The organism is Variovorax sp. GW821-FHT10B04, assembly GCF_059415645.1.
Genome location: NZ_JBWKNQ010000004.1, coordinates 49,066 through 61,855 on the forward strand (window position 1 = coordinate 49,066; position 12,790 = coordinate 61,855).

Consider the following 12,790-nt stretch of genomic DNA (forward strand, 5'->3'; position numbering starts at 1 on the left):
CGCGTCCGCCGCCGCGGTCGGCGCGGGCGCGGCTCAGCGGATCACGCCGAGGCGGCGTGCCACCGCCACGGCCTGTGTGCGGCTGTGGCAGTTGAGCTTGGTGTTGATGTTGCGCAGGTGCGTGCGCACCGTGCTGTCGGAAACGAAGAGCTTCTCGGCCATCGCGGTGTTGGAATAGCCCTCCACCAGCAGCTGCAGCACGCGGATCTCCTTGCGGGTCAGCGGCTCGGCCAGCGGGGCGGCTTCCGGCGCGAAGGACGCGTCTTCCTCGGCGTCGGCGCGCGGGCCGAACAGGTCGCACAGGCGCTGCAGGTACTCGCTGAAGATCGGATCCTGCAGCGCCTGCGACGCGGCCGTATCGGCCTGCACGCGCCGCACCAGTCCCGCGGCGATCGGCCCCTCGTCGAGGATCAGCCGGATGAAGCCTTCGCGGCAGGCTTCCTTCAGCACCGGCACGCCATGGTCGATGGCCCGGCCGACGTCGCCGCTGCGCAGGAAGCACAGCGCGAGCAACAGCCGCAGCTTCAGCGTGCGATGCCGGCGCACCGCGGTCTCGGCCTGGCGCAGCTCGGTCTCGAGCCGCACCACATGGTCGACCGGCTTGCCGAAGTGCAGGTCCACCCGCAGCTCGCCGATGAAGAAGTCGTCCACCTCCTGCGCGGGCCGCTGCTGGTGCGCGAGCGCGCTCCAGACTTCCCGGTCGTCGGCGCGCGCCAGCTCCTCGCGCGCCGCCGCGCCGTGGCCCTGCAGCACCAGCAGATGCGAGCGCTCCAGCTTGGCGTTGGCGATCACGCGCGGCAGCTGCCGCTGGTGGCCCAGGTATTCGAGCTCGGTCAGCGCCTGCAGGGCGGTGTCGACGTCGCCGTTCGCGAACGCGATGCGCGAGCGCATCCGGTAACTGAAGATCAGATGGTCCGGCAGGCCGACGTCGCGCGCGAGCGGCAGGTAGACGTTCAGCAGCCGCTCGGCGCCCGCGAGGTCGTTCGCCTCATAGACCACGCGCGCATAGAACACGCCGGCCCAGGCGTTGCCGTGCGAGTAGTTGTAGATCGTGGCGCCGGAGCCTGCGGTCACGGCCATGCGGAAACGCGCCGTGGCCTGCCGCATGCGCCCTTCGCGCAGGTCGAGCAGGCCGCCCACGGTCTCGGTGTACATGCGGTTGAAGCCGCTGGCGCCCTGCGAGCGGCGCGCATCGTCGAGAAAGCTGTGGGCCTCCTGCCGCGCGCCGGCGACCGACACGATGTGGGCCATCGCGTTGAGCAGCACGCTGTCGGCGAAGGCGTTGCCGGTCGGCAGATGCTGCAGCCCCTCGCGGCCGGCCCGATGCGCGTCGTCGTAGCGGTCCATCATCGCCAGCAGGATCGGCAGCAGCGCCCGCACGTGGGCCTGGATGCCGGGCGCGGGGCTGTCCGCGCAACCGGAGGCCTGCAGCCATTCCATCGCGGTCCACGGACCCTGGGTGAAGCAGCGCGCCCAGACGGCCACCAGCTGCATCAACGGTTTCTCGCGCAGCAGGTCGGGCGGGATCGCCGAGCACCAGCGGTCGAGCAGGCGCATCCGGCCCTGCTCGAGCAGCATCTCCGCCTGGCTCTCGAGCAGGTACAGCGCATGCGGATGGTCGCCGCCCTCGATCGCGTGGTCGATGGCCGGCACGGCACGCCCTTCGGACTCATACCAGCCCGAGGCCGCCAGGTGCAGCCGCGCCACCTCGTCGGGCCGCTCCTTGGCCAACTGGTCGCGCAGGAAATCGGCGAACAGGCTGTGATAGCGGTACAGCCCCGGCGCGTCCTCGACCGGAATCAGGAAGACGTTGGTGCGCTCCAGCTGCTGCAGCATGGCCGCGCAGTCCTGGTGCGGCAGCAGCGCCTGGCACGCTGGTGCGCTCAGGTGCTTGAGAACGCTGGTGCGCAGCAGGAAGTCGCGCACCGGCGGGTCCTGCCGGGTCAGCACTTCCTCGGTCAGGTACTCGGCGACGTCGCGGTCCGACAGCGCCAGCCGGGCCATGAGGTCGCTGCTGCGCGAGCCGTCGCGCTGCAACGCCAGCGAAAGCAGCCACAGCGCCGCGACCCAGCCTTCGGTCTTGCCGTGCGCGCGGTCGACGGCCTCCAGCGACAGGCCGGCGCCACGCAGGCGGAAGAACTCCTCCGACTCCGCCGGGCTGAAGCGCAGCACGCTGGTGTCGAGTTCAAGCAACTGCCCGCGCGCGCGCAAGCGGCCCAGCCCGAGGTCGGGCACGCTGCGCGAGCCGATCACCAGCAGGCCGTTGCGCGGCAGGTTGTCGATGAGCTCGCGGATCAGCGCCATCACGCCGCCCTCGCGAATCAGCTCGAAGTCGTCGAGAAAGAGCGCATAGGGCGCGGTCTCGGCGGCCAGCAGGTCGAGGATGCCTTCGGGCGCGTCGTTGCGGCGCTCGACACCCATGTGGGCAGCCGCTGCAGACAGGCCCGACAGGAAGCGCGGCACGTCGTTGTCCGCCCGGTCCAGCACCAGCCAGCCGGTGGCACTGCCGCGCTCCTGCAGCAGCTCGCGCAGCTGGACCATGGCCGTGGTCTTGCCGAAGCCGGCGGGCGCGCGCACCAGCACCAGCTTGACCGAGCCGGCCCGTGCCAGCCGCTCCGCAATGCCGGTGCGCCGCACCTCGGCCGTCCGTTGCACCGGCGGCCCCAGCTTGGCGGAGGACACGGTCAGCGGGCGGGACGAAGCGGAAGGCGGCAAGGGCGGCGAAGCGGCGGTGGAACGGTCGGCAGGCAGGGTCATGGAGGAGGATCGGCGCGGACGCGTGACGCGCCCGGCCCAGCGGGAAATGATCGCATACGGACATCCGCGCAAGACCCCGTATTCGCCCGGTATTCATTCGGCGCGAAGGGCGTCGAACTCGTCGCTTTGGACGATGGTCGCCTGGCCGGGCAATCCCTAAAGTCATCCTGCCGCGGACCTTTCCACGTCCGTGCGACCCCTTCCGCTGGAAACCGTTTTACCCATGAAACTCAATGCCTCCATTGCCGCCGTGATCACCGGTGGCGCTTCCGGCCTCGGCGCCGCGACGGCCCGCCGCCTGGCGTCGCACGGCGTCAAGGTCGCGCTGTTCGACCTCAACGCCGAACTCGGCGAAGCGCTGGCCCGCGAACTCGGCGGCGTGTTCTGCCAGGTCGACGTGACCTCGGAAGAGCAGACCGACCAGGCCTTCGCCAAGGCGCGCGCGGCGCACGGCCAGGAACGCATCCTGGTCAACTGCGCCGGCACCGGCAGCGCCGTCAAGACCGCGAGCCGCGACAGGAACACCGGCGAGATCCGCCATTACCCGCTCGCCAACTTCGAGCGTGTGATCCAGATCAACCTGATCGGCGCCTTCCGCTGCATCGCCAAGTCGGCGGCCGGCATGCTGACGCTGGCACCGACCGACACCGGCGAGCGCGGCGTGATCGTCAGCACCGCCTCGGTCGCGGCGCAGGACGGCCAGATGGGCCAGGCCGCCTACACCGCCTCCAAGGCCGGCATCGCGGGCATGACGCTGCCGATCGCGCGGGACCTGATGGACGAAGGCATCCGCGTGAACACGATCCTGCCCGGCATCTTCAACACGCCGCTGCTCAACGCCGCGCCCGAGAAGGTCAAGGCCGCGCTCGCCGCGTCGGTGCCCTTCCCCAAGCGCCTCGGCGAGCCCGACGAGTTCGGTCAGCTGGTCGAGACCATGGTGACCAATGCCTACCTGAATGGCGAATGCGTGCGCCTCGACGGCGCGATCCGCATGGCGCCCCGCTGAGTCCGACATCCCATCTTCAAGGAGAAATTCCATGGCAGAAGCATTCATCGTCGCCGCCCAACGCACCGCCGGCGGCCGCCGCAACGGCCGCCTGTCGGGCTGGCATCCGGTCGACCTGTCGGCCGCCGTGCTCGACGCACTGATCGACAAGACCGGCATCGACCCCGCCGCGGTCGACGACGTGATCATGGGCTGCGTGAGCCAGGTCGGCGAGCAGGCGACCAACGTGGCGCGCAACGCCGTGATGGCGTCGAAGCTGCCCGAGTCGGTGCCGGCGACCTCGATCGACCGCCAGTGCGGCTCGTCGCAGCAGGCGCTGCACTTCGCGGCGCAGGCCGTGATGTCGGGCACCATGGACTGCGTGATCGCCGCCGGCGTCGAGAGCATGACGCGCGTGCCGATGTTCACGCCCAACGAATTGCCGCGCAAGGCCGGCCTGGGCGAATACACCAGCCCCGGCATCCAGGCGCGCTACCCCGGCGTGCAGTTCAGCCAGTTCACCGGCGCCGAGATGATCGCGCGCAAGTACGGCCTGACGAAGGAACAGCTCGACGCCTTCGCGTTCGAGAGCCACCGTCGCGCCATCGCCGCCACGCGCGAAGGCCGCTTCGCCAACGAGATCCTGCCGGTCGCGGTGCGCCGCGCGGGCGTCGAGGACTCGGGCGAGATGCACACGGTCGACGAAGGCATCCGCTTCGACGCGACGATCGAGGGCATCGCCGGCGTGAAGCTGCTGCAGGAAGGCGGCGTCATCACCGCGGCCAGCGCCAGCCAGATCTGCGACGGCGCCACCGGCGTGCTGGTCGTGAGCGAACGCGCGCTGAAGACCTTCGGCCTGACGCCGCTGGCCCGCATCCACCACATGACGGTGATCGGCCACGACCCGGTGGTCATGCTGGAAGGCCCGATTCCGGCCACGCAGATCGCGCTGAAGAAGGCCGGCCTGCGGATCGAGGACATCGACGCCTACGAGGTCAACGAGGCCTTCGCGCCGGTGCCGCTGGCCTGGGCCCAGGCGATCGGTGCCGACCCGGCCCGGCTCAACGTGAACGGCGGCGCCATCGCGCTGGGCCACCCGCTGGGCGCCTCCGGCACCAAGCTGATGAGCACGCTGATCAACGTGCTGAAGCAGCGCGGCGGCCGCTACGGCCTGCAGACCATGTGCGAAGGCGGTGGCCTGGCCAACGTCACCATCGTGGAACGGCTCTGAAGCGCGCGCCGAGATGAACGACTGACGGCATGAACGACAAGAATGGAGACAAGCCGCTGCTTCGCGTGGACGACGTATCCGTGCGTTTCGGTGGCATCGTGGCACTCGACGGCGTCAGCTTCGACGTGCGACGTGGCGAGGTGCGGGGGCTGATCGGCCCGAACGGCGCGGGCAAGAGCACGCTGTTCAATTGCCTGTCGCGGCTGTACCGCTGCGACAGCGGCTCGATCCACTTCGACGGCCAGGTGCTGTCGGACCAGCCGCGCCATCGCGTCGCGGGCATCGGTGTGGGCCGGACCTTCCAGAACCTCGCGTTGTTCCGTTCGATGACGGTGCGCGACAACGTGCTGGTCGGCACGCATTCGCACCATCACGCGGGCTTCCTGCGCGACGCCTTCCGCCTGCCGGGCGCACGGAAGGCCGAGCGCGCCGCGCGTGCGCATGCCGAGACGGCGATCGAACTGCTCGGCCTGGAGCGCGTGGCGCACCGCGCCGTGGGCGACCTGCCCTTCGGCACGCAGAAGCGCGTCGAGCTGGCGCGTGCGCTGGCCAGCGAGCCGTCGCTGCTGCTGCTCGACGAGCCGGCCTGCGGCCTGAACCACGAGGAACTCAGCGGCCTCGGCGAGCTGATCCTCGACATCCGCACCCGGCTGAACCTCACCGTGCTGCTGGTCGAGCACCACATGGGCCTGGTGATGGGCGTGTGCGACCGCATCGTCGCGCTCAACTTCGGCAAGAAGATCGCCGACGGCACGCCCGCCGAAGTGCGCCGCCATCCGGAAGTGATCCGGGCCTATCTGGGCGATGAAGAGGGAGTGGCGGCATGAGCGCGTGCCGGGCCGCCCCAAACAAGGCTCGCACTGCAGTGCGGAGCACGGAGGTATTCGAATGAGCCGCTTGCTCGAAGTGCGCGGCCTCACGGCCAGCTACGGCGCGACCCAGGTCCTGCACGGCATCGACCTCGACGTCGACGAAGGCCTGATCACCGCGCTGCTCGGCGCCAACGGTGCCGGCAAGACCACCACGCTGCGCGCGATCTGCCATTTCCAGGTTCGCACCGGCGGCTCGGTGAGCTTTCGCGGCGAGCGCATCGACGCCAAGTCGACCGAATACATCGCGATGCGCGGCGTCGGCCACGTGCCCGACGGGCGCGGTACCTTCCTCGGCCTGAGCGCGGAAGAAAACCTGCGCCTGGGCTGCCACGGCCGCGCCGACAAGCGCGCCGCCGCCGAGGACATGGAACGCATGTACGACTACTTTCCGCGCCTGAAGGAGCGCCGCGCCCAACAGGCCGGCACGCTGTCGGGCGGCGAGCAGCAGATGCTGGCGATCGCCCGCGCGCTGATGGCGCGGCCGTCGCTGCTGCTGCTCGACGAGCCGTCGTTCGGCCTCGCGCCGCTCGTCGTCAAGGACATCTTCGCGATCATGCGGCGCATCCGCGCGGAACAGCGCGTGTCGATCCTGCTGGTCGAGCAGAACGCGCGCATCGCGCTCGAACTCGCCGACACCGCCTACCTGCTCGAGACCGGGCACATCGTCAAACACGGCACCAGCGCCGAGATGCGCAGCGACGACGCCGTCCGCCGCGCGTACCTCGGGGAGTGAACATGGAAACCTTCATCCAACAACTGGTCGCGGGCCTCGCGACCGGTGGCATCTACGCCAGCCTGGCACTGGCCCTGGTGATGATCTACCAGGCCACCCACCACGTGAACTTCGCACAGGGCGAGATGGCGATGTTCTCGACCTTCATCGCCTGGGCGCTGATCCAGTCGGGCATGCCCTACTGGGCCGCGTTCTTCGCGACCATGGCGATCTCCTTCGTGCTGGCCGCGGCGATCGAGTTCGCGGTGATCCGGCCGCTGCACAAGGCGCCGGCGCTCAGCGTCGTGGTGGTCTTCATCGGCCTGCTGATGATCTTCCACAGCCTCGCGGGCTGGATCTTCGGCTCGCAGATCAAGGAGTTCCCGAGCCCGTTCGCCAAGGACGCGTGGTTCGGCGGCAGCGTGATGTCGCCGCACCAGGTCGGCACGATCTTCGTCGCCCTGTGCATCGTGGCCGCACTGTTCACCTTCTTCAGCTACACGACGCTCGGGCTGACGATGCGCGCCGCGGCGCAGAACCCCGGCTCGTCGCGCCTGCTCGGCATCAACGTCGGCCGCATGCTGATGCTGGGCTGGGGCCTGGCCGGCGCGATCGGCGCGGTGTCGGGAATGATGGTCGCGCCGGTGGTCTTCCTGGACCCGGGGATGATGACCGGCGTGCTGATCTACGCCTTTGCGGGCGCGCTCATCGGCGGCATCGACAACGCGGTCGGCGCGATCGTCGGCGGCTTCCTGGTCGGCGTGCTGGAGAACCTGCTGGGCACCTACGTGGTCGGCACCGAGCTCAAGCTGTCCGTGGCGCTCGTGCTCATCGTCGGCGTGCTCATCGTGCGCCCCGCCGGCCTGTTCGGCCGGCGCATCGTCCAACGCGTCTGAGGAAGCCCGATGCTGCAAGCCACCACCGCCACCACACCCGCTGCGTCCGTTGCACCCGCTGCCCGCGCACGCGCCAGCCATGCCGTGCCCTGGGTGCTGGCCCTGATCGTCGCCGCCGCGGCGCTCGCCTTCTTCGCCAAGGGCTACATCCTGTTCCAGGCCACGATGGTGCTGTCCTATGCCATCGCGCTGGTCGGGCTGAACCTGCTGACCGGCTACAACGGGCAGATCTCGCTGGGCCATGGTGCGTTCTTCGCCATCGGCGCCTACACCGTCGGCATCCTGGTCGACCGCGCCGACGTGCCCTACTGGGCCGGCGTGCCGGCTGCGGCGCTGGTCTGCCTGGTCGTCGGCTACGTGTTCGGGCGGCCGGCGCTGAAGCTGCAGGGCCTGTACCTGGCGCTCGCGACCTTCGCGCTCGGCGTGGTCACGCCGCAGTTGCTGAAATACAAACACCTCGAACCGCTGACCGGCGGCGTGGGCGGCATCGTGCTGATGAAGCCCGAGGCGCCCTTCGGCCTGCCGCTCACGGCCGACCAGTGGTTCTACCTGTATGCGCTGGCGGTCGCGGTCGTGATGTTCTGGATCGCGCACAACCTGATCGTGAGCGGCACCGGCCGCGCGATGCGCGCCATCCGCGACCAGGAGATCGCGGCCGAGTCGATGGGCGTGGACAACAGCCACTACAAGTCGATGACCTTCGGCGTGTCCGCCGCGTTCACCGGCGTGGGCGGCGCGCTGTCGGCGCTGGCGGTGCAGTTCGTCTCGCCCGACTCGTTCACGATGTTCCTGTCGATCTCGCTGCTGGTCGGCGTGGTGGTCGGCGGCGTCGGCACGCTGTGGGGCGCCCTGTTCGGCGCGGTCTTCATCATGTTCGTGCCGAGCCTGGCGGAGAGCGTGACGAAGGACGCGGCCTGGGGCGTCTACGGCGTGGTGCTGATCCTGTTCATGTTCGTGATGCCGGGCGGCGTGATGACGCTGCTGTCGAAGCTGCGCACGCGCCTCGCGGGCCAAACCGGAGCGGACGCATGACGGCCGCCGTGTCCGAGTTCGACGCCGACGTCCTGGCGTCATACCTGCGCACCCAGCTGCCCGAGCTGAAGGGCGCGATGCAGCTGGAACGCATCGGCGGCGGCCAGTCCAACCCGACCTTCTTCGTGAGCTTCCAGCAAGGCCCGCAGCTGGTGCTGCGCAAGCAACCGCCGGGCGAGCTGCTGAAGTCGGCCCATGCGGTCGACCGCGAATTCCGCATCCTGCGCGCGCTGGCGCCCACCGACGTGCCGGTGCCGCCCGCCCTCTTCTATTGCGACGAGCGCGAGGTGATCGGCACGCCCTTCTATGTGATGGAACGGCTGCAAGGCCGCGTGCTGAGCAACTACGCACTGCCCGAGATCGCGCCGCGCGAGCGCCGCGCCTACCTGGTCGCGCTGGCCGAGACGCTGGCTCGGCTGCATGCGGTCGACTGGACATCCGTCGGGCTGTCCGACTACGGCAGGCCCGGCAACTTCTTCACGCGGCAGATCGCGCGCTGGACGCGCCAGTGGGAAGACTCGAAGGGCGCGGAGAACGCCGACATCGACCGGTTGATCGAGTGGCTGCCCGCACACATTCCGGCCGGCGACGAAACCACCATCGCGCACGGCGACTACCGCCTGGGCAATGTGATGTTCCACCCCACCGAGCCGCGCATCGTGGCGGTGCTCGACTGGGAACTGTCGACGCTGGGCCATCCGCTGGCCGACGCCGCCTACAGCAGCCTGCCGTGGCTGACCGAGCCCGATGTGTTCGAGGGCGTGCGCGGCCTCGACCTGGCGGCGCTGCAGATCCCGGGCCAGCAGGAGTATCTCGACGTGTACCTGCGCAGCAGCGGGCGCACCGCAGCCGTGGAGCCCTTTCACCACGCCTTCTCGCTGTTCCGCTTCGCCGTGATCCTGGAAGGCATCTCCGCCCGTGCTCGCGCCGGCAATGCCGCCGCCGACAACGCTGCCGCGGTCGGCAACCTGTCCGCCCGCTTCGCGCGCTATGCCGCCGAGATCATCGCCACCGAAGGCTGAAGGAGACACCACCATGGCTGGACCGCTCGCCGGACTCAAGGTCATCGAATTCGCAGGCATCGGGCCTGGCCCGTTCTGCGCGATGCTGCTCGGCGACATGGGCGCGGACGTCATCCGCATCGCCCGGCCCGGTGCCGAGCCCGACCCGCGCGACGTCACCGGCCGCAACCGGCGCCTGGTCCCGGTCGACCTGCGGGCCGAAGGCGCAACTGCACAGGTGCTCGCGCTGGTCGCGCAGGCCGACGTGCTGATCGAGGGCTACCGCCCCGGCGTGATGGAAAAGCTCGGGCTCGGCCCTGCGCCCTGCCTGGCGGCCAATCCGCGTCTGGTGTACGGCCGCATGACCGGCTGGGGCCAGTCCGGCCCGCTGTCGCAGGCGGCGGGGCACGACATCAACTACATCGCGATCGCCGGTGCGCTGCACGCGATCGGCCGTGCAGGCGAGGCGCCGCTGCCGCCGCTCAACTACGTGGGCGACTTCGGTGGCGGCGGCATGCTGCTCGCGGTCGGATTGCTCGCGGCGCTGCACGAGGCGCGCCGTTCCGGCACCGGCCAGGTGGTCGACGCCGCGATGTCGGACGGCACCGCCCTGCTGTCCGCCTTCATGTACGGCATGAAGGCTCAGGGCCAATGGAGCAACCAGCGCGGCGAGAACCTGCTCGACGGCGGCGCCCACTTCTACGACACCTATGCCTGCGCCGACGGCAAGTACGTCGCCATCGGCGCGATCGAGCCGCAGTTCTACAAGGAACTGCTTGCGCGCTGCGGCGTCGACGACCCGCTGTTCGACGCGCAGATGGACCCGGCGCGCTGGCCGCTGCTCAAGCTGCGGCTGGGCGACGTGTTCCGCATGAAGACGCGCGGCGAATGGTGCGAACTGCTGGAAGGCACCGACGCCTGCTTCGCGCCCGTGCTGGACTGGGACGAGGCGCCGCTGCATCCGCACAACGCGGCGCGGCAGGCTTTCGTGACGGTGGATGGCGTGCTGCAGCCGGCATCGGCGCCGCGGTTTTCGCGCACGCCGGGGGAGGTACCGGTGGCTGCGCGGGCTGATGCGTTGCCGCAGGCGCTGGCGAGTTGGGGTGCGGCTGCCGCCGATATCGACGTCGGCTAGTCTTGCTGTTCGGAATAACGGACAGCAGGACTACAAATGAAGACAACAACAGCGGCGCGCTCGTCCCTGCTGCTCATGGCGATGTTGGCACTTGGCGCGGAGGTATCTGCTTCCAGTGGCAATCCGGTCACGTACCTTGCGTGGAAGCCGGATACCGAAGTCCTTGAATATCGATCATGCGGCGCTGCCGACGCTTGTTGGCAAGCACAACTCAAGAACAAGAAGACAAAGAAGCGAATCGCAACGCTGCGCTGCGATGGTGAAAAACTTCTTTCAAGCGTGGGAAAACATCCAGAGGCAATTGCAGCGGCAGATTGCCATGAGTTTGAGAGCCAGAATAAATTTCTGATGATTTCTGCAGCGTTACAAACATTTCTGCACCGCTGAAGCAATTCACGCCGACAGACCGACATTAGCGTTAATATTCTGCAATTAACGCATCGTAATCAACTCATACTTCAGTTAGCCACGTTAGATCAGAAGCACTTCATCAACATTTCATTATATGTGCCGCCACACCGAGATTCGGGATCAGTTTGCTGGCGACAAGCGCTGACGCGCATCCAAAAAAATGAAATCAACAACTTCGCGTACCAAAGAGTTAATCATCTCATTGATAGAGTCAACTTCTTTAATGGATGATGATAATTGCTTCCAATCCAAAGCCTTGGGATCGACTATATTATCCCACCCCGTAAAAGCAAGGTGCTCGACGGAGTAAAGACAAGTCACATTTTTTCGTGAAAAAAGGCAAACTATATATAACGCATAATTTTCTAAGGATGAAAATTTTGGCGAAAATCGAATGAGCATAGGCTCGACAATTGCATCGGCCGAGAATCGAAATCCGGATAGTACTTGGCGCGTTTTTTCGACAGTTTCAAGTTTATATTCTTTCTCCTCACCAAAAAGTCTCCGCATTTGACCTATCGAAGAACCAAATCCTCCAAAAGGCTGCGTCGGCTTTTTCGGTAATTCTTTGTATTCTTGGGTAGTAAATTTCTGAGTTTCATAAGTTGGCGCCGCGAAAACGGAGTCTTCCTTGAGATTCTTTATCCAATTTCCAATTGCCGCGCAGTTCGGAATATCGCCCTCTTCAACCGACTTCACTTCCAACTCATATGCATCGCGAAGCTCGGATGGCCAATAATCTGGCTTCTTTAAAATTTGAAGCAAGCCAAGATTTTTAATAGCTTCTTCTTTTGTGCAGTAGATTTTCGTTGCTTTTTCATTCGCTAGCGCGGCCAACGAAAGAGGCTGCACTGAGGGCTGGCGTTGCTTGACCGCAAGCTGTCCGTCGCCTGTCGTTTGATGCAGATCTTTGGACGCTGTGGGTTCTGGCGGTTCGAGCAATTTCAGAGAATCTTTAACGGCGTCGCGCGTTGGTTCTCCTATGTATGCAAATTTTTCCAAATTCGTTGACTGTGTGACGAAGAAAGGCTTGGGCCACCCCCGGCGACTCATGATGTCAGCAATAGCCCCCATAAGATCTCGGTATCGAACGAGGCCCGTCTCGCCGGACAAAATCTCAAGGAAACATTGAGTGAAATAGCTGTATTTCGGCCCAGCAAACGACTTCTCATTAGCAGCGGAAGAAAAGAAGAAATAGACATTCTTAAGTTCATTCGCATTGGCAGATTTCTGAACTATCGGCGTCAGATCATCGTCCGACTTTATATAAGTAAACCCGGAAAAGCAAGCATCAACAATCTTCACAGTGAGCGTTGGAGTCAGATTGCGAATGAGCTCATCGAGCTCAGAATTTCTAAGCCCAGTGGTCTCCCGAAAATCAAATTTGTAGTCGGAAAATGCGTAGAAAAAATCGTTTTCTGATCGGTCCCCGTGGCCCGAAAAATAAAAAAGTAATTCTTCAATTTTATCTAGTTTGTGCGCTTCTATAAATTTGACAATTTTTGATTTTGCATCCGCCGCAGTGGCAGTCGGATCAATAAAGCAGATCTCAGCATAGTCGCCCGTGGAATTTAGTAGACTATTGATAGCCTGAGCGTCGTTAGTGCAAGCAGGCAACGGCCTCATGTGCTGATAGTGGGTGATTCCACCTACGATAGCTAATTTCATTGATATTCCTTTTTAATAAAAACTACGCTCAGGTGATTTCAACAAGCTTCACTAGTACCGCGCATATAACGAACGCCGCGCATATAAAGA

The 12,790-nt window shown here is 65.7% G+C and carries 11 protein-coding genes; 9 read left to right on the forward strand and 2 right to left on the reverse strand.

Annotated features, from left to right (window positions below; translation table 11 throughout):
- Window positions 1-33: 33 nt before the first annotated feature.
- The gene (locus AC07PZ_RS11520) at window positions 34-2,757 is read right to left on the reverse strand and encodes a winged helix-turn-helix domain-containing protein (RefSeq protein ID WP_495295221.1); all 2,724 of its coding nucleotides are present in this window, start codon (window positions 2,755-2,757) and stop codon (window positions 34-36) included.
- Between the two features lie 223 nt (window positions 2,758-2,980).
- Between AC07PZ_RS11520 and AC07PZ_RS11525 the strand changes: the two genes are divergently transcribed.
- The 9 genes from AC07PZ_RS11525 to AC07PZ_RS11565 all read left to right on the forward strand — a co-directional run bounded on the left by AC07PZ_RS11525 (window position 2,981) and on the right by AC07PZ_RS11565 (window position 11,008).
- The gene (locus AC07PZ_RS11525) at window positions 2,981-3,763 is read left to right on the forward strand and encodes an SDR family NAD(P)-dependent oxidoreductase (RefSeq protein ID WP_495295222.1); all 783 of its coding nucleotides are present in this window, start codon (window positions 2,981-2,983) and stop codon (window positions 3,761-3,763) included.
- A gap of 31 nt (window positions 3,764-3,794) precedes the next feature.
- Window positions 3,795-4,973: an acetyl-CoA C-acetyltransferase gene (locus tag AC07PZ_RS11530; protein ID WP_495295223.1), complete on the forward strand. Its 1,179-nt coding sequence runs from the start codon at window positions 3,795-3,797 to the stop codon at window positions 4,971-4,973.
- Window positions 4,974-5,002: 29 nt separating this feature from the next.
- Window positions 5,003-5,800 carry an ABC transporter ATP-binding protein gene (locus tag AC07PZ_RS11535; protein ID WP_495295224.1) on the forward strand — a complete coding sequence of 266 codons (798 nt, stop codon included), beginning with the start codon at window positions 5,003-5,005 and terminating at the stop codon, window positions 5,798-5,800.
- Between the two features lie 61 nt (window positions 5,801-5,861).
- Entirely contained in the window at window positions 5,862-6,578 is a 717-nt protein-coding gene (locus AC07PZ_RS11540) for an ABC transporter ATP-binding protein (RefSeq protein WP_495295225.1), read from the forward strand.
- A 2-nt stretch (window positions 6,579-6,580) separates the two neighbouring features.
- Window positions 6,581-7,453, forward strand: coding sequence for a branched-chain amino acid ABC transporter permease (locus AC07PZ_RS11545; RefSeq protein ID WP_495295226.1), 873 nt, complete (start codon window positions 6,581-6,583; stop codon window positions 7,451-7,453).
- 9 nt (window positions 7,454-7,462) lie between these two features.
- The gene (locus AC07PZ_RS11550) at window positions 7,463-8,485 is read left to right on the forward strand and encodes a branched-chain amino acid ABC transporter permease (protein WP_495295227.1); all 1,023 of its coding nucleotides are present in this window, start codon (window positions 7,463-7,465) and stop codon (window positions 8,483-8,485) included.
- Window positions 8,482-9,507 carry a phosphotransferase family protein gene (locus tag AC07PZ_RS11555; protein ID WP_495295228.1) on the forward strand — a complete coding sequence of 342 codons (1,026 nt, stop codon included), beginning with the start codon at window positions 8,482-8,484 and terminating at the stop codon, window positions 9,505-9,507. Before AC07PZ_RS11550 ends, AC07PZ_RS11555 begins: the two co-directional genes overlap by 4 nt.
- 13 nt (window positions 9,508-9,520) lie before the next feature.
- Window positions 9,521-10,621 carry a CaiB/BaiF CoA transferase family protein gene (locus tag AC07PZ_RS11560; RefSeq protein ID WP_495295229.1) on the forward strand — a complete coding sequence of 367 codons (1,101 nt, stop codon included), beginning with the start codon at window positions 9,521-9,523 and terminating at the stop codon, window positions 10,619-10,621.
- A 36-nt stretch (window positions 10,622-10,657) separates the two neighbouring features.
- Window positions 10,658-11,008, forward strand: coding sequence for a hypothetical protein (locus AC07PZ_RS11565; RefSeq protein WP_495295230.1), 351 nt, complete (start codon window positions 10,658-10,660; stop codon window positions 11,006-11,008).
- Window positions 11,009-11,152: 144 nt separating this feature from the next.
- Here the strand turns inward: AC07PZ_RS11565 and AC07PZ_RS11570 are convergent, their stop codons facing one another.
- Window positions 11,153-12,700 (reverse strand): caspase family protein, encoded by a 1,548-nt coding sequence (locus AC07PZ_RS11570; protein ID WP_495295231.1) that lies wholly within the window; start codon window positions 12,698-12,700, stop codon window positions 11,153-11,155.
- Window positions 12,701-12,790: the final 90 nt, after the last annotated feature.